General features: G+C 51.5%; 28 protein-coding genes. All 28 read right to left on the reverse strand.

Going from position 1 to position 23,978, the window contains the following annotated elements; genetic code table 11:
* Positions 1-4: 4 nt before the first annotated feature.
* The 28 genes from EVJ30_RS00545 to EVJ30_RS00680 all read right to left on the reverse strand — a co-directional run bounded on the left by EVJ30_RS00545 (position 5) and on the right by EVJ30_RS00680 (position 23,962).
* Positions 5-439 carry a flagellar FliJ family protein gene (locus EVJ30_RS00545; protein WP_016508248.1) on the reverse strand — a complete coding sequence of 145 codons (435 nt, stop codon included), beginning with the start codon at positions 437-439 and terminating at the stop codon, positions 5-7.
* A complete protein-coding gene (gene fliI / locus EVJ30_RS00550; RefSeq protein ID WP_131456199.1) occupies positions 436-1,755 on the reverse strand; it encodes a flagellar protein export ATPase FliI in 1,320 nt (439 codons plus the stop codon). The genes EVJ30_RS00545 and fliI overlap by 4 nt, the downstream gene beginning before the upstream one ends.
* On the reverse strand, positions 1,742-2,467 hold the full coding sequence (locus EVJ30_RS00555) for a FliH/SctL family protein (protein WP_236633998.1): 726 nt from the start codon (positions 2,465-2,467) through the stop codon (positions 1,742-1,744). Before EVJ30_RS00555 ends, fliI begins: the two co-directional genes overlap by 14 nt.
* Positions 2,451-3,458 (reverse strand): flagellar motor switch protein FliG, encoded by a 1,008-nt coding sequence (gene fliG / locus EVJ30_RS00560; RefSeq protein ID WP_083273965.1) that lies wholly within the window; start codon positions 3,456-3,458, stop codon positions 2,451-2,453. The genes EVJ30_RS00555 and fliG overlap by 17 nt, the downstream gene beginning before the upstream one ends.
* 5 nt (positions 3,459-3,463) lie before the next feature.
* Entirely contained in the window at positions 3,464-5,032 is a 1,569-nt protein-coding gene (gene fliF, locus EVJ30_RS00565) for a flagellar basal-body MS-ring/collar protein FliF (protein WP_131467769.1), read from the reverse strand.
* 21 nt (positions 5,033-5,053) lie between these two features.
* Positions 5,054-5,338 carry a flagellar hook-basal body complex protein FliE gene (fliE, locus tag EVJ30_RS00570; protein ID WP_070327497.1) on the reverse strand — a complete coding sequence of 95 codons (285 nt, stop codon included), beginning with the start codon at positions 5,336-5,338 and terminating at the stop codon, positions 5,054-5,056.
* Positions 5,339-5,351: 13 nt separating this feature from the next.
* Positions 5,352-5,780 (reverse strand): flagellar basal body rod protein FlgC, encoded by a 429-nt coding sequence (flgC, locus tag EVJ30_RS00575; protein WP_131456202.1) that lies wholly within the window; start codon positions 5,778-5,780, stop codon positions 5,352-5,354.
* A gap of 2 nt (positions 5,781-5,782) precedes the next feature.
* The gene (gene flgB, locus EVJ30_RS00580) at positions 5,783-6,154 is read right to left on the reverse strand and encodes a flagellar basal body rod protein FlgB (protein ID WP_131456204.1); all 372 of its coding nucleotides are present in this window, start codon (positions 6,152-6,154) and stop codon (positions 5,783-5,785) included.
* Positions 6,155-6,429: 275 nt separating this feature from the next.
* A complete protein-coding gene (gene codY, locus EVJ30_RS00585) occupies positions 6,430-7,209 on the reverse strand; it encodes a GTP-sensing pleiotropic transcriptional regulator CodY (RefSeq protein WP_016508279.1) in 780 nt (259 codons plus the stop codon).
* Between the two features lie 38 nt (positions 7,210-7,247).
* Positions 7,248-8,618 carry an ATP-dependent protease ATPase subunit HslU gene (hslU, locus tag EVJ30_RS00590; protein ID WP_131456206.1) on the reverse strand — a complete coding sequence of 457 codons (1,371 nt, stop codon included), beginning with the start codon at positions 8,616-8,618 and terminating at the stop codon, positions 7,248-7,250.
* Positions 8,615-9,163 (reverse strand): ATP-dependent protease subunit HslV, encoded by a 549-nt coding sequence (gene hslV, locus EVJ30_RS00595; RefSeq protein WP_131456208.1) that lies wholly within the window; start codon positions 9,161-9,163, stop codon positions 8,615-8,617. Before hslV ends, hslU begins: the two co-directional genes overlap by 4 nt.
* An 11-nt stretch (positions 9,164-9,174) precedes the next feature.
* Complete coding sequence (locus EVJ30_RS00600) at positions 9,175-10,056, reverse strand: tyrosine-type recombinase/integrase (RefSeq protein WP_070327502.1); 882 nt, start codon at positions 10,054-10,056, stop codon at positions 9,175-9,177.
* Positions 10,057-10,243: 187 nt separating this feature from the next.
* A complete protein-coding gene (gene trmFO, locus EVJ30_RS00605; protein ID WP_370250772.1) occupies positions 10,244-11,551 on the reverse strand; it encodes an FADH(2)-oxidizing methylenetetrahydrofolate--tRNA-(uracil(54)-C(5))-methyltransferase TrmFO in 1,308 nt (435 codons plus the stop codon).
* 2 nt (positions 11,552-11,553) lie between these two features.
* The gene (gene topA / locus EVJ30_RS00610; protein ID WP_070327504.1) at positions 11,554-13,650 is read right to left on the reverse strand and encodes a type I DNA topoisomerase; all 2,097 of its coding nucleotides are present in this window, start codon (positions 13,648-13,650) and stop codon (positions 11,554-11,556) included.
* A 65-nt stretch (positions 13,651-13,715) separates the two neighbouring features.
* Positions 13,716-14,510 carry a DNA-processing protein DprA gene (dprA, locus tag EVJ30_RS00615; RefSeq protein WP_236635955.1) on the reverse strand — a complete coding sequence of 265 codons (795 nt, stop codon included), beginning with the start codon at positions 14,508-14,510 and terminating at the stop codon, positions 13,716-13,718.
* 54 nt (positions 14,511-14,564) lie between these two features.
* Positions 14,565-15,482 (reverse strand): succinate--CoA ligase subunit alpha, encoded by a 918-nt coding sequence (gene sucD / locus EVJ30_RS00620; protein ID WP_070327506.1) that lies wholly within the window; start codon positions 15,480-15,482, stop codon positions 14,565-14,567.
* A gap of 12 nt (positions 15,483-15,494) precedes the next feature.
* Complete coding sequence (gene sucC, locus EVJ30_RS00625) at positions 15,495-16,655, reverse strand: ADP-forming succinate--CoA ligase subunit beta (protein WP_070327507.1); 1,161 nt, start codon at positions 16,653-16,655, stop codon at positions 15,495-15,497.
* Between the two features lie 111 nt (positions 16,656-16,766).
* Complete coding sequence (locus tag EVJ30_RS00630) at positions 16,767-17,033, reverse strand: EscU/YscU/HrcU family type III secretion system export apparatus switch protein (RefSeq protein WP_016508266.1); 267 nt, start codon at positions 17,031-17,033, stop codon at positions 16,767-16,769.
* On the reverse strand, positions 17,033-17,878 hold the full coding sequence (locus EVJ30_RS00635) for a hypothetical protein (protein WP_131456215.1): 846 nt from the start codon (positions 17,876-17,878) through the stop codon (positions 17,033-17,035). The genes EVJ30_RS00630 and EVJ30_RS00635 overlap by 1 nt, the downstream gene beginning before the upstream one ends.
* A gap of 13 nt (positions 17,879-17,891) precedes the next feature.
* Positions 17,892-18,647 carry a ribonuclease HII gene (locus tag EVJ30_RS00640; RefSeq protein ID WP_236633996.1) on the reverse strand — a complete coding sequence of 252 codons (756 nt, stop codon included), beginning with the start codon at positions 18,645-18,647 and terminating at the stop codon, positions 17,892-17,894.
* A gap of 41 nt (positions 18,648-18,688) precedes the next feature.
* The gene (gene ylqF / locus EVJ30_RS00645; RefSeq protein WP_131456217.1) at positions 18,689-19,549 is read right to left on the reverse strand and encodes a ribosome biogenesis GTPase YlqF; all 861 of its coding nucleotides are present in this window, start codon (positions 19,547-19,549) and stop codon (positions 18,689-18,691) included.
* Positions 19,550-19,561: 12 nt separating this feature from the next.
* The gene (gene lepB / locus EVJ30_RS00650) at positions 19,562-20,104 is read right to left on the reverse strand and encodes a signal peptidase I (RefSeq protein ID WP_016508241.1); all 543 of its coding nucleotides are present in this window, start codon (positions 20,102-20,104) and stop codon (positions 19,562-19,564) included.
* Between the two features lie 80 nt (positions 20,105-20,184).
* Positions 20,185-20,538: a 50S ribosomal protein L19 gene (gene rplS, locus EVJ30_RS00655; protein ID WP_070327950.1), complete on the reverse strand. Its 354-nt coding sequence runs from the start codon at positions 20,536-20,538 to the stop codon at positions 20,185-20,187.
* A gap of 110 nt (positions 20,539-20,648) precedes the next feature.
* On the reverse strand, positions 20,649-21,368 hold the full coding sequence (gene trmD / locus EVJ30_RS00660) for a tRNA (guanosine(37)-N1)-methyltransferase TrmD (RefSeq protein WP_131456219.1): 720 nt from the start codon (positions 21,366-21,368) through the stop codon (positions 20,649-20,651).
* Positions 21,358-21,876 (reverse strand): ribosome maturation factor RimM, encoded by a 519-nt coding sequence (gene rimM / locus EVJ30_RS00665; protein ID WP_070327511.1) that lies wholly within the window; start codon positions 21,874-21,876, stop codon positions 21,358-21,360. Before rimM ends, trmD begins: the two co-directional genes overlap by 11 nt.
* A gap of 53 nt (positions 21,877-21,929) precedes the next feature.
* Positions 21,930-22,205, reverse strand: a complete 276-nt coding sequence (rpsP, locus tag EVJ30_RS00670) for a 30S ribosomal protein S16 (RefSeq protein WP_021067098.1) — start codon at positions 22,203-22,205, stop codon at positions 21,930-21,932.
* A gap of 81 nt (positions 22,206-22,286) precedes the next feature.
* Positions 22,287-23,627 carry a signal recognition particle protein gene (ffh, locus tag EVJ30_RS00675; protein ID WP_070327512.1) on the reverse strand — a complete coding sequence of 447 codons (1,341 nt, stop codon included), beginning with the start codon at positions 23,625-23,627 and terminating at the stop codon, positions 22,287-22,289.
* 11 nt (positions 23,628-23,638) lie between these two features.
* Entirely contained in the window at positions 23,639-23,962 is a 324-nt protein-coding gene (locus EVJ30_RS00680) for a putative DNA-binding protein (RefSeq protein ID WP_070327513.1), read from the reverse strand.
* Positions 23,963-23,978: the final 16 nt, after the last annotated feature.

The raw sequence follows: 23,978 nt of genomic DNA on the forward strand, positions 1-23,978 counted from the left end.
CAGCTTACTTCCCTTTCCCGTGATGAATCACTGCCAACTCATCGATAAAATGTTGTTCGGTGAGTTTCGAGACGGCCACTTCATTTTGGCTGACCTTCTCATGCAACGTTACATATTTTTTTTCTTCGACAACTTTTCCGAGCAAACGCTCTTGAGCCAAGTTGTAACGGTTCCGTGACTGTTGCACGACGAGTTGTTGCGTCTCAATTTGACGTTTCAACTGTTCCCTCGCCTTTTCACGATATTGGAACATGAGCAGATCAATCACACCAGATTGTTCATCTTGACTCTTCATGAGCGTCTCATACGTCACGACTAATCGATACAGCGTCTCCATCTCGGCTTCGAATCGCGCCTTATGACCTCTCATCTCTGTCGCCGATTCTTCTTTTGCATGCTCGGCAATCGGCATGATGCGTTCTAACAACAGCTTGTTCATGATTCACCTCTCGCAATTCCGACAAGACGATCGAGCGTCTGCTCGAGCGATGCCTCTTCTTCAATCGACTGTTTTAAAAATGTGAGCAGTCCCGGATATTCATCGATTGCTGTATCGATCGCAGGATTCGTGCCCTTTTTATAGGCTCCGATGTTAATCAAGTCTTCCGCGTCTAGATAAGTGGCGAGCCAACTCCGAAACGTCTGCGCGGCATCGCGATGTACAGGTGAAGCAATCTGGTTCATGACACGACTGATTGATTTTAGGACATGGACCGCCGGAAACTGCCCTCGGTTGGCGAGCGAACGGTCCATCACGAAGTGACCATCTAAAATCCCACGGACGGCATCTGCGATCGGTTCGTTCATATCGTCCCCGTCAACGAGGACGGTATAAAACGCCGTGATCGAACCGGTGACGGACGTCCCGCTCCGCTCTAGCAGTTGCGGCAGCATCGCGAACACGGAAGGCGTGTATCCTTTTGATGTCGGTGGTTCTCCGGTCGCTAGCCCGATCTCTCGTTGGGCCATCGCGAATCGGGTCACTGAGTCCATCATAAGGACGACCTCTTTGCCTTGGTCCCGGAAGTACTCGGCGATCGCCGTCGCCGTGTAAGCGCCTTTCAAACGCACGAGCGGGGGTTGATCGCTTGTCGCTACGATGACGACGGATCGAGCCATGCCTTCAGGGCCAAGTTCGTTTTCGATGAACTCTTTCACTTCTCGTCCCCGTTCGCCAATCAACGCGATCACGTTTATGTCTGCCGATGAGCGTTTAGCGATCATGCCAAGCAATGTCGACTTCCCGACGCCTGATCCCGCAAACAAACCGACACGTTGGCCTTTCCCGACCGTCAATAACCCGTCGATGATCCGGACCCCGGTCGACAAAACGTCTAAAATGCGTGGACGTTCTAACGGGTTCGGCGGTTTTCGAAGAACATCGTAGCGTTTGCCCGTCGGCATCGCTGCGCCCGATAAAGGGCGCCCGAGCCCGTCAAGGACTTGACCGATCAGTTCGAAGCCGACCGGTACTTGGAGCATGTGCCCCGTCCCTTTGACGATACAACCTGGGGCGATCTGTGTCGTTTCTCCGTAAGGCATGAGCAAGACGCGCTCTTCATTGAAGCCGACGACCTCGGTTTCAACCGTTTGGCCGGACGGTAACTCGATCAGGCAGCGCTCACCGATAAACGCACTCGGTCCGTTCGATTCGATCATCAGCCCGACGACGCGACAGACACGACCGACTTTACGCACATACTCATCTTCTGGAGAAGCGGTGATTGTGGCGACTACGCGGTCAATAAGCGCCATCGGATAGAACCTCCTCAATCTTGGAACGGATTCGTTCAAAACTGTACGATACGTCGAGCTCGTTGCCATGATGTGGCGTCTCGATCCGTACGCTCGTCTCTGTCAACGAGACATCAGCCCGATATTTCAACGGTGGCATCTGTTCGGATTGCCACGTCGACTCGAAACGTTGGATTGACGCAAGCCGCGTCGGGTGGACGAAGACGGTCAACGCTTCGGCATCGATTTGGCGAAGCAGTTGTTCGCGGATCATGTCGGCGAACAACGCCTCCTCGTTTCGGACGAGATCGGTCGTGACACGTGCACTGATCTCGACGGCCAAATCAACTAACTTCATTTCGGCATCTCGCCATTTCTGTTCGAACAAGTTCTCAAGTTCGGCGCTGACCATGTTCAGCCGGGCCGTCAGCTCATCGAACTCTGACTTCCCTTCTTGACGTCCTAGGTCAAAACCTGACCCGTACCCTTCCTGATAAGCGGCTTCAAGCGTTTGTTCTCGTAACAGTTCAAGCTCATGTTCGACTGTTTCACGGTGTAACTTGATCGCTTCTTCCTCCTGGCGGAGGGAGGCGTACCTCACTTCTAACTCTTGTTCATGATTACGTTCGACCACAACCTCTGAAACCGGTTCAAGGAATGGCCGCGAATCGATTCGTTGTGGTTCGAGCGGCATCGCTCGTTGACGTTTGATTACGTTAGACAACGATGTCATCTCCTCCACCACGGCTAATCACGATCTCTCCGACATCTTCTAGCCGGCGGATGATTCCGACGATGCGGCTTTGTGCTTCTTCGACGTCACGCAGTCTGACCGGTCCCATGAACTCCATATCTTCCTTGAACGTATCGACCATTCGTTGCGACATGTTTTTGAAGATGATCTGTTTGACCTCTTCGGAAGATACTTTGAGCGCGAGCAGAAGATCGTCGTTGGCGACTTCGCGAATAATCCGTTGAATCGCTCGTGAGTCGAGTGTGACGATATCTTCGAAGACGAACATCCGTTTTTTGATTTCTTCCGCGAGTTCCGGGTCTTCGATCTCGAGCGCGTCAAGAATCGTCCGCTCCGTCGTCCGATCGACACCGTTAAGCACTTCGACGACTGCCTCGATCCCGCCGGATTGCGCGTAATCTTGCATATCGGTTTGAGACAAGTTCTTTTCAAGAATCTGTTCGATTTCGTGAATGACGTCCGGATTGAGGCGATCCATCGTCGCGATTCGTTTCGCGACCTCCGACTGAATCTCTGGCGGAAGTTCCGACAAGATTTGCCCGGACTTGACCGGTTCAAGATGAGCCAAGATTAAGGCGATCGTCTGCGGATGCTCGTTTTGTATAAAGTTGAGCAACTGCTTCGGATCGGCTTTTCGGGCAAATTCAAACGGCCGGACTTGTAGCGTCGAAGTGAGACGATGAATCAACGCCATCGCCTTCTCTTCTCCAACTGCTTTCTCTAAAACCGTTTTCGCAAACCCGATGCCACCTTGGGTAATATAACTCTGTGCCATCGCCAGGTCATGAAATTCTCCTAAAATGGCTTCTTTTTGTTCAGACGACACTTTTCGGAGTGCCGATATTTGTAGCGTCAACTGCTCCATCTCTTCTTCAGACAGGTGTTTATATACACTCGCCGCCACTTCAGGTCCAAGCGAGATCATGAGCATGGCCGCTTTTTCTCGATTCGGTTGTTTTGCGTAGTTCACAGTACTCACTCCTCAGACATCCAAGTACGAAGAAGCTTGGCGAACTCTTCTGGATTACTCTCTGCCAATTTCTCCAACTGTTTCTTCTTGACGGCACCTTCGCCTCGCTCTTCCAAATCGAGATCGGGTACTTCGTCTTCATACGGTACTTCCCATTCATTCGTTCCCGAAACCGGTTGCTGATTCCGTCTTCGCATGGCGAAGAACAGAAGTGCGAGTAAGAGAACGGCACCAGCTGCGGCTGCATACATCCACCACGCTGTCGGCTGTTCTGCCACTACCATTTCTTCCGTTTCAGCGAACGGTCGTGACACGACGACGACTTTCTGTTCGAGTTCCGCTTCCGTCAACGCCTCGCCCGTTTTAGCGAGCGACGTCCGGATGATTGAATACATCATCGTCTCAAGGTCGCCCTCAAGTTGCGGGTCGATCGCTTGAGCGCCGTCTGGCGGCTCGACGATCAGTTGAACACCGAGGTCACGGATTGTGTAGGGGGCGTTCTGAATTTGTTTCGTGATGCGATTGACCTCATAGTTGATGATTTCATGGTTCTTTTCGCTTTCTTCTTCACCAGTTCCCATTGCGGCCGGGAAGTTGACGGTATCGTTTTCACCAGCTCCTGCCGCTGCTGCCGCACCGGCACCACCTGTATACGCTTCGGCGATCCGTTCAGCAGACGTCACAATCCCTTCCATCGTATCCTCGTTGACCGGGGTTACCAGGTTTTGTTCTTCTGCCGATTGGGTCGTGTCGATATCAGCCGTGACCGAGACGAGCACGCTGCGTTCTCCGAGTAAGACCGAGAGCATTTGTTGAATCTGTTGACGTACGTCTTTCTCGACTTGACGCTTCAGCGCTAACGGATCGGTCGAAGTCCCACCGGCCATCGTCGATTGATCCAAATCGTAATACGTGAAATATTGGTCCATGATCGAGATGTTCTCCGGTTTTAAGTTCGGGACACTCTTACTGATCAAATGATATAGTCCTTTGACCGTCGCCGGCTCAAGATTCGTACCTGCTCCTAAATTTAGGACGATCGAAGCTGTCGGCTCCCCTTGATCTTCGGCCAAGAACACCGATTTCTCCGGAAGCGAGATAATGACTTTTGCTTGGTTGATTCCTTCGATTTGTGTAATCAAACGTTCGAGTTCGGTTTGCATCGCGCTTCGTTCGATGACTGCCATTTCTCGGTCCGTCGTTCCAAATCCGGCGTTCTCACTGAAAAAGCTGTAATCGATCGCACCTGACTTTGGAATCCCGGCGGCTGCCAAGTTAACTTTCAATTGGTCGACTTGCTCACTCGGCACGTAGACGCTGACACCGTTCGATGTCGCTTTGATTTCTGACTTCACCCCATCAGCCGTCAGCTTTTCCGTCACTTCTCCAGCCTCTTGGGCCGAGAGGTTCGTGTAGAGAGGAGCCATGTTCGGGCGCGAGAGCCAAACCGTCAAGAGCACCGCGACGACAAGTACGCCGACGATGACGATGCCCCAAATGATTTTACGGTTTGTTTGTATCGCCTTCAGTGAGCCGGCCAGTGAGCTGAATTGTTCTTTTAACTTATCATTCATCGCAACTCGTCATCCTCTTCATTAAACTTGCATTCGCATCATTTCTTGATAGGCCTCAACCGCTTTATTTCGCACCTCAATGGCGAGTTGCATCGCAATCGACGACTCTTCGCTTTGGATCATGACTTGGTGAAGATCGGCTTTCCCGACGGCGAGGTCTTGACGCGCCGTACTCGTTGCCTGTTGAACTTTATTAAGCGACTGCATCGCTTCATTCAAATATGATCCAAACTGAGACGGTGTCTCTTTCACTGTCGGCAGAGCCGCGGTCTGGTTACCGATTAATTGAATTGGGTTAATTTGCATAGTCTGTCACTCCTTATCCTTTACCGATTTCGAGCGCTTTGACGAGCATTGCTTTTGACGCATTCATCGCGGCAATGTTCGCTTCATATGATCTTGTCGCACCTGTCAAATCAACCATTTCTTTTAACAGGTCAACGTTTGGCATCTGAACGTATCCCCGTTCATCCGCATCCGGGTGACTCGGGTCATATGTGAGTTTGTAAGGACTTTCGTCTTCGACGATGCCTGAAACTTCGACGCCTCCGCTCACTGCCGACAGTTGTTGACGAAACGGCGCTTCTTGGAGCACCGTCAGTTTCCGTGTATACGGCTGCCATTCTCCATCGACAAGTTTGCCACGAGTCGTCTGGGCGTTCGCGATGTTCGCCGATACTGTATCCATCCGAAGGCGTTGAGACATGAGTGCCGAAGCGGATATATGAAAACTATCGAACATACCCATAATTAACGTCCTCCTCTAATAACGGTTTTAAGTCCACCGAGTCGACGGTTCAATTGTTCCATCATCGCCTCATACTGCAGTTGGTTACGGGCCAGTTCACTCATCTCATAATCGAGATCGACACTGTTCCCGTCACTTCGCATCGCCCCTCCGGCCCGGTCAACGATTTTCGTTGCACTACCGCGGTCACTCGGACGGCCACCAGCTAACTTTAGGCGCATTTCGTTGCTTAACGTCTGTTCGAACACAGCCTGTTTCGCTTTAAAGTTCGGCGTGTCGATGTTCGACAAGTTATGACTGATCACTTTTTGGTTAATGACCGAATGATTGATCGCTTGCTTCATTAATTGATAATCTGTGCCGATCCAATTCATGCGTCTCACTCACTTTCACTTAAAAGAATGCATGTATATACCTTATTTGGAAATTCCACTACTTCATTGAAACAAATCTGTAACAGTTCTGAAAGATATTTTTGTTAAAACAGGTAAATGGTATCGTCTGTTTTTGTCGAATTCACGACATATTCTGAAAATAATTACTTTTGTACTAAAAAAAGACGTTCCTTTTAACAAAGGAACGCCTTTTTGCAACTAAAGTCCTAATTGATAGGACTTTTAGCTATAATCTAACGGATATTCGCTCGATTTTAATTTGATTTCAGTTTCTGCAATTCAAACAAGAAGTTATCATTTAATATCTTGATATACGTTCCTTTCATTCCGAGCGAACGTGATTCGATGACGCCAGCGCTTTCAAGCTTGCGCAACGCGTTGACAATCACAGAGCGAGTAATTCCCACTCTATCGGCAATTTTGGAAGCAACTAACAGACCTTCGTTCCCCCCAAGTTCTTCAAATATATGCTCAATCGCTTCAAGCTCTGAATAAGACAACGAATTGATCGCCATTTGGACAACTGCTTTCTTGCGCGCCGACGCCTCTGCTTCCGCCGCCTTCTCACGGAGGATCTCCATCCCGACGACTGTCGCGCTATATTCTGCGAGAACGAGGTCGTCTTCAGTGAACTCGTTGTTCAGTCTGCCGAGAACGAGTGTGCCGAGTCGCTCCCCGCCACCGATGATCGGGACGATCGTCGTCATCGAATCAAGGAACAGCTCACGGTTCTCGACCGGGAACGCCGTATACTCGCTATCGATGCCGATATTTTCCGTCGTCTCTTTCACGTTGAACAAGTTCGATGCGTACGGTTCAGGGAACTGACGATCAACTAGGAACGCCTTCATCCGCTCGTTCTCAATCTGTTGTTTAATGGCGAAACCGAGCAAGCGACCGCGACGGCTCACGATGAACGTGTTCGCTTCGAGTACTTCACGCATCTTATCTGCCATCTCTTTAAAGTCGACGTGCGCGCTCGCCTCTTGTTGAAGCATCGTGTTCAATTGACGTGTTTTATCTAGTAAGTTCATAATTCTAATTTTCCTCCCTGTATGTGCATACAGAATTCTTATAATATAAATTGACTAAGGTCTCGATCTTCCGCGATCGATCCGACTTTTTCTTTCACATACGCTGGTGTGATCTCGACGTGTGTTTGTGGCATGTCGGCCGCCTCAAACGATAAGTCCTCGAGCACGCGCTCCATGATCGTATAGAGACGGCGCGCTCCGATATCATCAGTTTCTCGGTTGACGTGCGTTGCGATCTTCGCAATCTCTTCGATGGCCGAGTGGGTAAATTCGACGGTGATCTCCTCTGACTCGAGAAGGGCCTTATACTGCTTGATGAGCGCCTGTGACGGCTCCGTCAGAATTTTGACGAAATCTTCCTCGGTCAGGCTACTCAACTCGACACGGATCGGGAAACGACCTTGCAGTTCAGGAATCAGATCCGACGGCTTCGCCATATGGAAAGCACCTGCCGCGATGAATAACACGTGATCCGTTTTGACGGGTCCATATTTTGTGACGACGGTCGAACCCTCAACAATCGGTAAGATGTCTCGCTGCACACCTTCACGAGAGACGCCAGCATGGTCTTGTGACTTCGTCGCGATTTTATCGATTTCATCGACGAAGATGATGCCCATCTGTTCGCTGCGTCGTACCGCCTCGTCATGCACTTCATTCATGTCGAGCAAACTTTCCGCCTCTTCGGCAACGATGAGCGGGCGAGCCTCTCGAACCGGGAGCTTCCGCTTCTTCCGCTTTTTCGGGACGATTTGGCCGAGCATGTCCTGAAGATTCGATAAGCCTTCCATCCCTTGTCCTTGAAACAAATCAACTGTCTGTTTCTCTTCAAGGTTGACCTCGATCAATCGCTCTTCGAGTTCGCCAAGTTCAAGCAACTTCCGTAATTGAGACCGATCAGTCGATTGATCGTCCGTCGGTTCTTGCGTCTTCTGTCCTTGACCGCCAAACAGCGCTTCGAACGGGTTTGCGGCTGTCGGCTCAACTTTAGCCTTACCCTGAAGTGCATCGAGAATACGTTCGGTCGCAGCGGCTTCCGCTGGTTCCTTCACGTCTTCTTTCTTTTCTTCCTTCACGAGGCGAACCGAGTCTTCAACAAGGTCTCGGACCATCGATTCGACGTCCCGTCCGACGTATCCGACTTCGGTGAATTTTGTCGCTTCGACTTTCACGAACGGGGCACCGACGAGCTTGGCAAGACGTCTCGCGATTTCCGTCTTCCCGACACCGGTCGGACCGATCATCAAAATATTCTTCGGTGTGACCTCGTCGCGTAAGTCAGCGCTCAGCTTCTGACGACGGTAACGGTTGCGTAGTGCAATCGCGACCGCACGTTTGGCATCTTTTTGCCCGATGACGAACCGGTCTAACTCAGCTACGATTTGACGTGGTGTCAATTCACGTTTCATTCTGTATCGCCTCCGATCGTTTCTACGATAACTTGGTCGTTCGTATAGACGCATAATTCACCGGCAATCTCTAGGGCGGCGCGAGCAATCTCTTCTGCTGTTTTCTCCGGTGAGTGACGTACGAGAGCGCGTCCCGCTGCTAGCGCGTAATTCCCACCTGAACCGATCGCAAGGATGCCATCGTCCGGTTCGATCACTTCGCCGCTCCCGGACACGAGTAAGAGATGTTCCGCGTCCATGACGATGAGAAGCGCCTCGAGCTGACGAAGCATCTTGTCGCCGCGCCACTCTTTGGCGAGTTCGACTGCCGCTCGCGGTAAGTTCCCGTTATACATCTCGAGTTTTGATTCAAACTTTTCAAATAACGTGAACGCATCGGCCACGCTACCGGCAAAACCGGCCACGACTTTTCCGCCGTATAACCGCCTCACTTTTTTAGCCTTGTTTTTCATGATGACGGCGTTGCCAAACGTGACTTGCCCATCTCCGCTCATCGCACATTTTCCGTCGTGCCGGACTGCGAAAATAGTTGTTGCATGAAACATAGAATGACCCCCTACTTTCTCGGATGTGTGGCTTGATAGACCGCTCGCAAGCGTTCCGTCGATACGTGGGTGTAACGACCGGTCGTCGATAGTGACTCATGCCCGAGCAACTCTTGGACGGCACGTAAATCGGCCCCGCGTTCGAGCAGGTCGGTCGCAAAACTATGACGTAACGAATGCGGTGTTAACGGTTTTTGAAGTCCGCCGAGTTTCCGGAGCCGCTTCATCACGTAACGAATTTGGTCTGTTGTCACTCGATTCCCTTTTTGACTAACGAATAATGCCGTTTCGTGTGCCGCGGCGCAGTTTTGCCTTAACTCAAGGTAATGCTCCAACGCTTCGACGGCAAATTGCCCGAGCGGGATGTAACGTTCTTTCTTGCCTTTCCCGATGACATGAACGAATGAGAGCGCCGCATCATATGACGATATGTCCATGCCACAAAGTTCGGCGACACGCATCCCGGTCCCGTACAACACTTCGACAAGCGCGACATCACGTGCCCGCAGGAACGGGTCGTCTTGGCCGTTTGCCGTCATGAGCAAGTGTTCGACCTCGCTCGGTACGGCAAACGTCGGCAGTGTCTTGCGACGTTTCGGCGACGTCAAGTCATGAAACAGCGGTTCACTCCCGGTTTCTCGAGCCACAAATTTCCCGAACTGTTTGAGGCAGGAGATTTTTTGGGAAACGGTCGTCGTCGCCGCTTCATTCTCGTAAAGGACATATAAATAACGCCGCGCCGACTGCACATCAAATGGCTCTTGATGTGTCGATTGGCAATAAGCGGCGTACTGTTCGAGTGTTTGTTCGTAAGAGCGTTTCGTATGAGGCGACAGTCTTCGTTCGACTTGGCAATAGCGTAAAAATGATTGTTGATCCTCAGCGAATCCCATCCTCTCGCCCCCTTGCTTTCAGCTTAAAAACGCATGTTCCCGTCAAATCGAAATTAGCATAGCATACAGAATCAGAGGTGACAATAGAAACCCCTTCAATAATCTGAAAATTTTCAAAGTATTGTACAAATTACACAATTGAAATTTAAATTCACAAAAAAAGGAACCAAAAATTGGCTCCTTTCCCTTAAATCTCTTTATATTGCTGAATCGTCTCAAGGGCACGATTCGCATAGCGCTCATAGCGTTCTTGCTTTTTCATCTTCTTCGGCGCATCTTCGAGCGACGGCACGAGACCGAAGTTTGCATTCATCGGTTGGAAGTGCTTCCCGTCTGTCGTCGTGATGTAATGCGCCATCGAACCGAGCATCGTCTCGCGCGGGAGGACAAGCAGCTCTTCACCGGCAACCATCTTCGCCGCATTGATTCCGGCGAGTAGTCCTGACGCGGCTGACTCGACGTAGCCTTCGACACCGGTCATCTGACCGGCGAAAAATAGCGTATCGCGAGTACGGGCCTGATACGTCGGTTTCAACAGGCTCGGTGAATTGATGAACGTGTTCCGGTGCATGACACCGTAACGGACGATCTCCGCATTCTCGAGACCTGGGATCAATTGAATGATCCGTTTTTGCTCGCCCCACTTGAGGTGGGTTTGGAACCCGACCAAGTTATAGAGCGTTCCGGCCGAATTATCTTGGCGAAGTTGAACGACCGCAAACGGACGTTTACCCGTTTTCGGGTCTTCGAGTCCGACCGGTTTCATCGGTCCGAACAAGAGCGTCTTCTTCCCGCGTTGAGCGATCACTTCAAACGGCATGCAGCCTTCGAAGTAAATCTCTTTCTCAAACTCTTTGAGCGGTACGACTTCGGCTTTGACGAGTTCTTCGTAAAACAGATTAAATTCTTCTTCCGTCATCGGACAGTTGAGATAAGCCGCCTCGCCTTTGTCATAACGCGACTTCAAGTAGACCTTCTCTCGGTCGATCGTCTCTCCGTCTAATATCGGAGCGGCCGCATCGTAGAAGTATAAATAATCTTCACCGGTGAAAGCTTTCAATGAAGCAGACAAGTCAGGAGACGTGAGCGGTCCCGTCGCCATGATGACGACCCCGTCCGGAATCTGTTTAATCTCTTCGTTGTGTACCGTCACGAGCGGATGATTCTTGAGCGTGTCGGTGACGAAGCCGGCGAAGTCGTGACGGTCGACGGCGAGGGCGCCACCGGCCGGAACGCTTGCCGTATCCGCCGCTTTCAAGATGAGCGAGTCGAGTGTGCGCATCTCTTCTTTTAACACACCGACCGCATTTTGAAGTCCGTTCGCCCGAAGCGAGTTCGAGCAGACCAGTTCAGCAAACTGATCCGTATGGTGCGCCGGCGTCTGTCGGACTGGTCTCATTTCATACAAATCGACTTGAATCCCGCGTTTTGCGAGTTGCCAAGCCGCCTCGGAGCCGGCGAGGCCCGCTCCGATCACAGTTACACGTTGCTGCAAGGTTAATCCTCCTCTAACTGATGTACCTCGGTATGGGTACAGTTCGTGCATTGATATTTGACGCCATCTTTAATCTTTTTCTCAACCATCAACTTACCGCATTCAGGACACGGTTTCGCGACCGGTTTGTCCCATGAGACGAACTCACAGTCTGGATAGTTCGAGCAGCCATAGAACAGGCGACCTTTCTTACTGCGGCGCTCGACGACTTGTCCGTCTTTACAGTTCGGGCACGGGACGCCGATTTCGACTTGAACCGGCTTCGTGTTCGTACAGTTCGGGAATCCAGAACAAGCCATGAACTTGCCGTACCGTCCCATCTTGATGACCATCGGCGAACCGCAGATCTCACAATCGATACCGGCTGGCTCGTCTTTCACTTCAATCTTCTCAATTTCCGATTCGGCCCGTTTCAAACGTTTCTCGAATGACCGGTAAATCGGGGCAACGACTTCCGTCCACTCGACTTCTTCATTGGCAATCGAATCAAGAAGCGTCTCCATGTCGGCTGTGAACTGTACCGTGATGAAGTCGTTAAAGTACTCATCGATCATCTCGATGACAAGTTCTCCGAGCTCGGTCGGAATGAATTTTTTCTCTTCAAGCACGACGTAACCGCGCTTTTGGATCGTATCGAGTGTCGGCGCGTAAGTCGACGGACGACCGATGCCGAGCTCTTCCATCGCTCGGACGAGTCTCGCTTCACTGTAACGCGGTGGTGGCTGTGTGAAGTGTTGCTTCGGCTCGACCGTCTCGAATGCGACCATGTCGTCGACTTCAAGCGGCGGAAGCAATCCTTCCCGCTCTAAGTTCGTGTCTTCGATATCATCGTCTTTTGACTCGATATACACTTTCATGAAACCTGGGAATTTGACGGTCGATCCGTTGGCACGGAAAATCATGCCGTTCGATTCGACGTCGATTTTCACCGTATCAAGAATCGCTGGCGCCATTTGACTCGCGACCAACCGTTCCCAGATGAGTTTATACAACCGGAGCTGATCCCGTGACAAGTACGCCTTCATCGAAGCCGGGTCACGTAACGCCGACGTCGGCCGGATCGCCTCGTGGGCATCCTGTGCGTTCGCCGCTTTTTTCTCTTTCTGCTTTTGAGAGGCGACGTACTCTGCACCAAACGTCGATTCGATATACGATTTCGCTTCGTCTTTCGCCAAGTCAGAAATTCGTGTCGAGTCGGTACGCATATACGTGATCAACCCGACAGTCCCTTCCTTCTTACCAAGGTCGATTCCTTCGTAAAGCTGTTGGGCGAGCATCATCGTCTTCTTGGCGCGGAAGTTCAGTTTCCGGGCCGCATCTTGTTGGAGTGAACTTGTCGTGAACGGTAGCGATGCGTTACGCTTCCGCTCTTTCTTCGTGACATCGATGACTTTGAACGACTCATCGATCGTCTTGAGGACGGCGTCGGCATCCGCTTCCGTCTTCAACTCCATCTTTTTCCCGTCTTTTCCGTAGAACGATGTCTCAAACGTCTCACCCTCATGGTTGAGCATCAGTTTAATCGTCCAGTACTCTTCCGGGTCAAAGGCGTTGATTTCACGTTCGCGGTCGATGATCATTTTGACAGCGACGGATTGAACACGACCGGCTGACAAACCTTTTTTGACTTTCTTCCATAACAACGGGCTCATCCCGTATCCGACAAGACGGTCGAGAATCCGTCGCGCCTGTTGGGCGTCGACGAGATCGTGATTGATCTTGCGCGGATGTTTAAATGATTCTTTAATCGCATCTTTTGTGATCTCGTTGAAGACGACACGACATTCTGTCGTTTCATCGACGCCGAGGGCACGGGCTAAGTGCCAGGCGATTGCTTCCCCTTCGCGATCCGGGTCAGCCGCGAGAAAAATTTTCGTCGCTTTTTTAGCGGCCGTCTTCAGTTCTTTTAACACTGGGCCTTTTCCACGGATCGTGATGTACTTCGGTTCAAAGTCATGTTCAACGTCGACACCGAGTTGACTTTTCGGTAAATCGATGACGTGACCCATGGACGCTTTGACCGTGTAGTTTGATCCTAAATAACGTTTAATTGTCTTTGCTTTCGCAGGTGATTCGACGATCACCAAATATTTTGCCATACATCTGCTCCCCTTTTGGAGGTCATTTAAATCCCTACCATAATATTCATGTTACCGACCGTTTGTCAACGTGCAATCATCGCACCATTCAAAATTTGGTCGGGATTCGTCAAAGGAATCGCTCCTTCTTCAATCAATTTATTCGGTCCTTCCGCTAACGGATCGAGCGGACTTCCCGGCACCGCAAACACCGTCTTGCCTTGCTCGAGCGCATGACTCACCGTATTCATCGTCCCGCTCTTTCGTCTCGCTTGGACGACGACGAGCCGGTCGCCTAATCCACTGACAATTCGATTTCGTTCTAAAAATTGAAATTTTTTGACAGGTGTTTCCGGAGTATATTCACTGAGGAGCAATCCTTGTCTCGAGATCTGGTCGAACAGTTGGTGATGAACATGTGGATACATGTGCGAAAAGCCGGAACCGAGGACCGCAATCGTCGGTCGGTTCCGCCTGACTGCCAACTCATGAACGAGTCCGTCAATACCGAGCGCGCCGCCTGAAATCGATACAGTTTCTTCTATTAAAGGGTGTAAATATTCAACGAGCGGTCGACTGATCCGATTCAATTCACGACTCCCGACCAAAGCGGTCGTTTGTTCTTGTAGTACCTCTAAATCGCCCTGATAAAACAAACAGTACGGAGGGTTGGGGATATGTAAGAGCATTCGGGGGAACAATTCGTCCTCCCACGTCAAAAAACGGTCATACGTGACCGTTGAACGGAACGCCCGATTCGCTTTTTTCCATACGTTCGGATGGAACGAATTCCGTTCCGTCAGACCCGGATTTGATAAGTAATGATGGACGAACTCGACTGGCAAACGTTCTGCCGCAAAACGAGCTATTGTTTGATTCATCACAATCTCCTTTAAAAAAATGAGGGATGCGCGCACCCCTCATTCCGATTGGTCTTACGTCGTCGGTTGTCCCGTGACACAAGCATCATACAGACCTTCATTTTTAAGCACACGGATGAGTGTCTCACCGATGACAGCAGGTGTCTCGGCGACTTCGATCCCGTTTGCGTTTAACGTCTTGATTTTTTCAGCGGCCGTTCCTTTTCCACCCGAGATGATCGCTCCAGCGTGGCCCATCCGTTTGCCTTCAGGAGCCGTCTGACCACCGATGAAACCGATGACCGGTTTCGTCATGTTCGCCTTGACCCATTCAGCGGCTTCTTCTTCAGCCGTCCCACCGATCTCGCCGATCATGATGACCGCAAGCGTGTCTTCATCTTCGTTGAACGCTTGGAGCGTGTCGATGAAGTTCGTCCCGTTGACCGGGTCCCCACCGATCCCGACCGCAGTCGATTGGCCGATTCCGGCCGTCGTCAACTGATGGACCGCTTCATACGTGAGCGTCCCTGAACGTGAGACGATGCCGACATGGCCTTTCGTGTGGATATAGCCTGGCATGATGCCAAGTTTCGCCTCACCCGGCGTGATGATCCCTGGGCAGTTCGGTCCGATCAAACGGGCCGGTTTGTCCTCGAGATAGCGGCTCACTTGGATCATGTCGATGACAGGAATCCCCTCCGTGATACAGATGATGAGTTCGATGCCGCTATCAGCCGCTTCCATGATCGAGTCGGCCGCGAAAGCTGGTGGCACGTAGATGATCGATGCGTTCGCACCTGTCGCCTCGACCGCGTCAGAGACAGTGTTAAACACAGGTACGTTGTCGAGTACGGTCGTACCACCTTTACCAGGTGTGACCCCGCCGACCAGTTTCGTGTTATACGCTAACATCTGTTCGCCGTGGAACATACCTTGTTTCCCCGTGATCCCTTGAATGATCACTTTTGTATCTTGATTCACCCAAATACTCATGTCGTTTCCCCCTTATCGAACGAGTGCCGCGATTTTTTCTGCCCCATCATCCATCGAGGTCGCAGAAGTGATCGCAAGTCCAGATTCATCGAGAATGCGTCTTCCCGCATCCACGTTTGTTCCTTCTAAGCGGACGACGAGTGGCAAGTCGAGTCCGATTTCTTTTGTCGCCGCGACGATTCCTTCGGCGATGATGTCACACTTCATGATGCCACCGAAGATGTTGACGAAGATTCCTTTGACTTGGTCATCCGACAAAATCAATTTGAACGCTTCTGTGACTTTTTCTTTTGTCGCACCGCCGCCTACATCGAGGAAGTTAGCGGGTTCGGCGCCGTAGTGCTTGATGATATCCATCGTCGCCATGGCGAGGCCGGCACCGTTTACGAGACAGCCGATATTGCCGTCAAGGGCGATATAGCTAAGGTCGTGTTTCGACGCCTCGACTTCACGCGGATCTTCTTCCGTCGTGTCACGAAGATCGACGATGTCGGTATGACGATAAAGCGCGTTGCTGTCAAAGTTCAATTTCGCATCGAGCGCGACGACGTTACCGTCTTTCGTCGTGACGAGCGGGTTGATCTCCGCAATCGTGCAGTCCGTCTCGACGTACACTTTATAAAGCTTCATGACCATGTCGCTGAACTTGTTGACGAGTTTAGTCGGCACTTCCATCTTGAAAGCAAGACGGCGCGCCTGGAACGGACGGAGTCCGACGACCGGGTCGACGATTTCTTTATGAATCTTTTCAGGAGTATGTTCAGCGACTTCTTCGATGTCCATACCGCCTTCAGATGAACCCATGATGACAATTCGGCCGATCGAACGGTCAAGCACAAGTCCTAAGTAAAATTCTTGATCGATGGCAGAACCTTCTTCGATATAGAGGCGCTGCACGACTTTTCCTTCAGGTCCAGTCTGGTGCGTGACGAGCGTCTTACCGAGAATCTCTGTCGCGTACTGTTTTACTTCTTCATCCGTTCTGGCAAGTTTGACGCCGCCGGCTTTCCCGCGGCCACCTGCGTGGATCTGTGCTTTGACTACTTTCAATTCACCGTCTAGCTTGGCGGCGGCGGCAACTGCTTCTTCTACCGTGAAAGCCGGATAGCCCGTAGGTACGGCCACTCCAAACGTTCTAAGCAATTCTTTCGCCTGATACTCATGGATATTCATTTAGTTTCCCCCTTAGTCCCCTTTGATATCGGCATATCTATTGTAACGAAAAACTGAAAGCGCTGTCTATCGTTCTTGCTTTAAGTTTTCATCTTTTTTTCACATCTACCCCTAGACATTTTCGATTTTACCTTGTTCCATCTGATAGAGAAACACAAAAAGTTCAGCGATCACTTGATACAAGTCGTCCGGAATATGCTCTTCGATCTGTAACGCCGACAGGAGTGACAACAGCGCCGGGTCTTCATGGATCGGGATACCGTTCTCTTGTGCGAGGGCGAGCATCCGTTCGGCGACGAGGCCGCCGCCCTTCGCGACGACGCGCGGAGATTCCATCGATTGTTCGTAAGACAAGGCGATTGCTTTTTTACGGTCCATCATACATGAAAATCCACCTTTCCTAACGGGGCGAACGTCTCGGGGAGCGATTCTTGTCTCACTTCGAACGAGAATCGGGACAGTTCATAGCCGTTCGCTTTGAGCGCACTGCCGAGCAGCGGCTCGTACGCTTTGATGAACGGGGACAAGTCATGTTGTTCGTTGAATACTTTTACGGTGACGTGCCGCTTTTGAACGAGCAGGTCGATGCCCGTCTCGCCGAAGCGAGGCGTTTCTAGAAATAAGACGATACGGGCATGGTCTGCGTCGATCATCTCGCTTTTCGGGGCCTCAAGCCGAAACCTGACTTGTTCGAACGGTCCTAATTGCGGTATGTGAAATGCTTGGACGACGAACGGCGGCGTCTGGACCGCGTTGAACGTCTCTTGGGCCCGCACGAACTGTTCAAACTTCGGGTCGCCTTTCGCCTTGAACAGTTCCCCGACGAGCTGTTTGACGTCAGTTCCCGCCCCGCTCTCGAGCAGTTGCCGTCCCATCGCTTTGACGGATTCCGGTGTCTGGATGGCCTCTTTTGAGAAGCGGCCGAGTTGTTCAAGGAGTAACGTCACCGGTGTCTTCCCGGTCTGGGCCGGTTCCGCCGTAGGCGGCATCACTTTCAGGACGAGTTTCGGCTCGAGCTCGGTGACGACCATCTTATACGTGACGTTCTCTTTAACGTCTGCGTTCACCCCGACCCGGAACAGTCCTTGCGGCAGTTGCATGACCGCTTCGTTCCCGGGCAAGAGCTGGAGCACCCTGCCGACGACCGTGTTGCCGACGAGCAGCTGACGCGACGTCTGTTCGGTGACTTTGAACGGCAGGACGCCTTGGTGATCGATCCGCATCGGGCTCCCCCTTTCATATCATATGTTTAATCGGTGCGAACGACTTGCGATGAATCGGTGTGATGCCGCGCTCGTTCAACGCGTTCAAATGAAGTTCCGTCCCGTAGCCGGCGTTGCGTTCGAAACCGTATCCCGGATACGTCGCGGCGAACTCTTCCATCATCTTGTCGCGGACGACTTTGGCGACGACGCTCGCCGCCGCGATCGAGACGCTCAACTCGTCCCCTTTGATGAGCGACGTCTGCGGCAAATCGAGCTCGAGTGTCATCGCGTCAATCAAGAGCGCGTCGGCCCCGTCAAGCTGTCGGACCGCCTCGGTCATCGCGAGCTTCGTCGCTTCATAAATATTGATTTGATCGATCACTTCCGCGTCGACGATTCCGACCCCGACGAATGCCTCGTCGAGGATCGTTGCGTACGCTCGTTCCCGCGCCGCTTTCGTCATCTTCTTTGAATCGTTCAGTCCCGGGCTGTAAAAATCGTCCGGCAAGACGACGGCCGCCGCGACGACAGGACCCGCGAGCGGTCCCCGCCCGACCTCGTCGATGCCAGCGACCAACTTGAAGCCTTGCTGTTTCAGCTCGGCCTCATACTGCAGGCGACGTGTATAGTCGTCCCGCTCGTCCCGTTCCGCGTCAAACCGTCTCTGACGTTGCTGCAGGAGCGCCTGGACGCCCGCGCGCGGGTCATCCTTCAGTTCGGCCCGGACATCGTCCCACTCTTCATATCGGACGGTTTTTAGCCGTTGTTTAATCTCTTGAATCGTCACGATCTGCCTCCTATCCAAAAAAGCCCTGTTTTCACAGGACTTCACGCCATATTATGATCTGCCGGCGTCTCAAGCGAGACACGTCCGATCTTCTCATGACGAAGCTCGTTCAATAATAGTTCGCTCGCTTTTTCGAAATCGACGTAGCCGCCGCTGAGAAGGCCACGTTTTTTTCCGATCAACTCGAGCAGTTCGACCGCGTCTTCCGGCAAGTCGTCGAGTTTAAACCGCTCTTTCAACTGTTCCGGGTAACGACTGCGTAGTTCACGCGCTGCATACATCGCGATGTCATCGAGGTTTAAAATGTCGTCTTTGATCGCACCCGTAGCAGCTAAGCGATATCCGACCATCTGATCCTCGAACTTCGGCCACAGAATACCAGGCGTGTCGAGCAGTTCCATCTCGCCGCCTTTCATCTTGATCCATTGCTGCCGTTTCGTCACACCAGGACGGTCCCCGGTGATGGCGATGTTGCGTCCGGCGAGCCGGTTGATCAGTGTCGACTTCCCGACGTTCGGGATGCCGATGATGAGGGCACGGATCGGGCCAGGATTACGGCCTTTCTCACGCATGCGGTCGTGCTTGTCTTTCATGAGCTTCTCTGCGCCCGTCATGAGCTGCTTTAAGCCTTTGCTATGCTTCGCATCGACGGCGACGACTTCGATGTCGTCACGCTTCAGGGCGCGCATCCAGGCGTCGGTGACGGCTTGATCGGCCATGTCAGCCTTGTTCAACACGATCAGCCGCGGTTTACCCGCCGTGATCTCATCGACCATCGGATTTCGGCTCGATTGCGGAACACGTGCATCGACGAGTTCGATGACGACGTCAATCAGTTTTAACTTTTCTGTTACTTGTCTTCGCGCCTTGGCCATGTGGCCAGGGAACCATTGAATTGCCAAAAAAACACCACCCTATTCTTCTACCGTCCCAAAGTCACCCATCGGCCAGAACACAAAGTTCGTTTTGCCGACGACGCTTTCTTTCGAGACAAAGCCAATTTCACGGCTGTCTTTCGAGTTTTGTCGGTTATCTCCCATAACGAAGTATGAGCCTTCCGGTACGACCGCTTCGCCTGTCACTTGTTCGAGCGTAAAGTTCTCGGTTAGAGGAAAGCCGTTCATTTGGGCTTGAAAATCCTCTAAATACGGTTCTTCGACTGCTTCTCCGTTCAAGTAGAGCGTATCGTCCCGATATTCGAGCGTATCGCCAGGAATGGCGATGACGCGTTTAATATAGTCCTTTGATTCAGTCGCATGAAAGACGATAATATCGCCCCGGTCGAGTTCACCGACGTAGTTAGAGATTTTGCTGACGATCATTCGATCGGCGTTTTGGAGCGTCGGCATCATCGACTCACCTTCGACGATGACAGGTACAAAGATGAACGTCCGGATCACGAACGCGATGACGAGCGCCACTACGATTGCTTTAAGCCAACTGAACACTTCTTTCAACTTGCCTCACTCCTCTGTCCGTTTGAACTTATTGTACTAGAAAAAAAGAAGCTTGTCGCAAGCGACAAGCTTTCCCCATCTTAACGACGGATTTCTTTAATACGTGCTGCTTTACCGCGAAGGTTGCGGAGGTAGTAAAGTTTCGCACGGCGAACTTTACCGTAACGAACGACTTCGATTTGCGCGACACGCGGTGAGTGAAGCGGGAATGCACGCTCAACACCTACGCCGTAAGAAATCTTACGGACTGTGAATGTTTCGCTGATGCCGCCACCTTTACGCTTGATGACTACGCCTTCGAAGATCTGGATACGCTCACGCGTTCCCTCTACGACTTTAACGTGGACACGTACTGTGTCACCAGGACGGAAAGCAGGGACGTCCGATTTGAATTGTTCTTCTGTGATTTCACGGAACAGTTTTTGTGCGTTCATGAATTGATCTCCTTTTTCTTCAATGTTCATATCTTCGTTTGCCTCGGCATCCAATAGCGGAACATCGGTAATCGGTGGGGCTAACCCACATGCTCAAACATAGCATATTTTTATGAATCGCGCAACGATTCGATGAAGTTTTTATCGGCCGGCGACAGAGCGATTTGGTCTAACAGTTCCGGTCGACGCCTGAACGTTCGTTCGAGCGAACGCTCGCGGCGCCACGACTCGATTTTGGCGTGATTGCCCGACAACAGGACGTCCGGGACTTTGAGGCCGCGGAAGTCAGCCGGTCTCGTATAATGCGGATACTCGAGGAGCCCGGTCGAAAACGAGTCATCCTCGTGGCTCGCTTGATCGCCGAGCACTTCCGGGATGAGGCGGACCGTCGCGTCGATCATGACCATCGCCGCGAGTTCCCCACCCGTCATCACGAAGTCTCCGATCGACACTTCGTCTGTCGCGAGTTCGTCGTGGATCCGTTGGTCGAATCCTTCGTAATGGCCGCATAAGAAAATCAAGTGCTCTTCGTTCGCCCACTCTTCGGCGACACGTTGAGTGAACGGTCGCCCCGTCGGCGTCGTCACGATGACGCGCGGCTTCGACTTCGCGAGCGAATCGAACGCATCAAACATCGGCTGCGGCGTGAGTAGCATCCCGGCGCCGCCTCCATACGGAGCATCATCGACTTTATGATGTTTGTTCGTCGAGAAGTCACGGAAGTTCGTGAACGTTACTTCGACTTGGCCGAGTGTCCGGGCACGCCCGACGATCGAATGATCGAGCGGGGCGAACATTTCCGGGAACAAGGTCAAGACATCAATTTTCATCGTCGATCATTCCAGGGATCGGCGTGATGATGACACGTTTCGCTTCGACGTCGATGTCTTTGACGACCGACTCGATGTACGGGATGAGCGCATCCGTCTTGCCGGGGCGCTTGATGACCCAGACGTCGTTCGCGCCATTGGTCTCAAAGATGTCCTCGACGACACCGATCACTTCTCCGTCGACGACGGCCTCGCATCCGATGATCTCGTGGTAGTAAAATTCATGCTCCGGAAGCTCGTGGACGTTTCCGGCATGGACGTAGAGCGACATCCCTTTGTACTTCTCGACGAGATTGATGTTGTCTAGCCCTTTGAACGTGACGAGATGGAACTGTTTGTGCGGACGATACGTCGTCACTTCGAGCGGCATCTTCTTCCCGTCGACGTCAAGGTAGAGCGTCTCACCAATTTTAAAGCGTTCTTCTGGAAAATCAGTCGCGGCGAGCAACTTCAACTCCCCTTTTAAACCGTGCGTGTTGGCGATTTTGCCTACGTTTAACCAATCCATCATAAAACCTCCTCAAAAAAATAGGCCGACCTCATAAAAGGTCGGCCACAGGGTTACTTCGCGTTTTTCGCGTTGTGGAATTTCTCCATGATCCCTGCTTTAGAGAACAAGTTGCGGACTGTGTCAGATGGCTTCGCGCCGTCTGCCAACCATTTGAGCGCGAGTTCTTCGTTGATGCGAACTTCTGCTTCTGGTTTTGCAACCGGGTTGTAGTGACCGAGTTGTTCGATGAAACGGCCATCACGTGGTGAACGTGAATCTGCTACAACGATCCGGTAAAAAGGTGATTTATTTGCGCCCATGCGCTTGAGACGAATTTTAACTGCCATGGTAATATACCTCCATTATGTGTTTAAGAATTGACAACTTTAATAGTATACTGCTTTTTTGCCTGACTGACAAAAGTTTTCTTAGAAGAATGGAAGGCCGAGACCTTTTTTCTTCCCTTTCATTTGTCCTGACATCTGCTTCATGAGCTTCTTCATGTCATCGAACTGTTTGATGAGACGGTTCACTTCCTGGATGGAACGACCGCTCCCTTTTGCGATCCGCTTGCGACGACTGGCGTTGAGCACTTCAGGATTCGTGCGCTCATGCTTCGTCATCGACCGGATGATTGCCTCGACATGATCGAGTTGCTTCTCGTCGATTTGGACGTTCTTCAACCCTTTCATCTTACCTGCACCAGGTAACATCGAGAGTAATTCATCAATCGGGCCCATGTTTTTCACTTGACCCAATTGCTCGATAAAATCATCGAACGTGAACGATGCATCACGAATTTTGCTTTCAAGCTCTTTCGCGGCATCTTGGTCCATTTGTGACTCCGCTTTTTCGATGAGCGTGAGCACGTCACCCATTCCAAGGATCCGTGACGCCATGCGCTCCGGATAGAAAGGTTCGAGGGCATCCAACTTTTCACCGAGACCGACGAACTTAATCGGCGCTCCCGTGACTGCCTTGATTGAAAGGGCTGCCCCACCACGTGTATCACCGTCGAGTTTTGTCAACACGACGCCGGTAATTCCGAGCAAATCATTAAAGCGATCGGCCACGTTGACCGCATCTTGACCCGTCATCGCATCGACGACGAGGAAGATTTCATTCGGTTTGGCGATCGTTTTCACATTTTCGAGTTCGCCCATGAGCGTCTCGTCGATATGAAGACGACCGGCCGTATCTATCAACACGAAATCGTGATGATTAACTTTGGCGTGCTCGAGCGCTTTTGTGACGATTTCTTCCGGCGTCACTTGATCGCCAAGTGAGAACACCGGTAAATCGAGTTGCTTGCCGAGAGTCTCGAGCTGTTTGATGGCCGCCGGCCGATAAATATCAGCAGCGACGAGAAGCGGACTCCGGTTATGCTTTTTGCGAATCAAGTTCGCGAGCTTTCCGGTCGTCGTCGTCTTACCCGCACCTTGTAATCCCACCATCATGACGACTGTCGGTGGTTTTGAACTAAAGGTGATCGGGACGACATCACTCCCCATCAAGGTTGTTAATTCTTCATGAACGATCTTGACGACTTGTTGTCCAGGTGTCAACGATTTCATGACGTCTTGGCCGATTGACCGTTCTTTCACGTCGTTGACGAACTGTTTGACCACTTTGAAGTTAACGTCGGCCTCAAGGAGCGCGAGACGAACTTCTCTCATCATCTCTTTGACGTCTGCTTCGGAAATCTTACCTTTCCCCCGCATTTTCGCCAATGTCGATTGCAACCGTTCTGATAATCCTTCAAATGCCATGCTTCAGCCCCCTACTCTAAATTCTCAAGCGCCGAAACCGTCTCCGTCACGTCGGGCATTTGCTCGACTTGACGTCTGAGCGTTTGGAGAAGCAGTTGCCGTTGCTCGAATTTCTCGAACAGCTCCAGCTTTTCTTCATACTGCTCAAGCATTGCTTCGGTACGCTTTATGTTATCGTAGACCGCTTGACGGCTGACTTCAAACTCTTCCGCAATCTCTCCGAGCGAGTAGTCATCTAGGTAATAAAGAGACATGTAATTGCGCTGTTTCGGCGTGAGAAGCGCTTGATAAAAATCGAATAAGTAGTTCATTCGATTCGTCTTTTCGAGCGACATACCTCTCACCTCCACA

It is taken from the genome of Exiguobacterium sp. SH5S13 (assembly GCF_004337085.1).
In the GTDB taxonomy this organism is placed as follows: Bacteria; Bacillota; Bacilli; order Exiguobacteriales; family Exiguobacteriaceae; genus Exiguobacterium; species Exiguobacterium aurantiacum_A.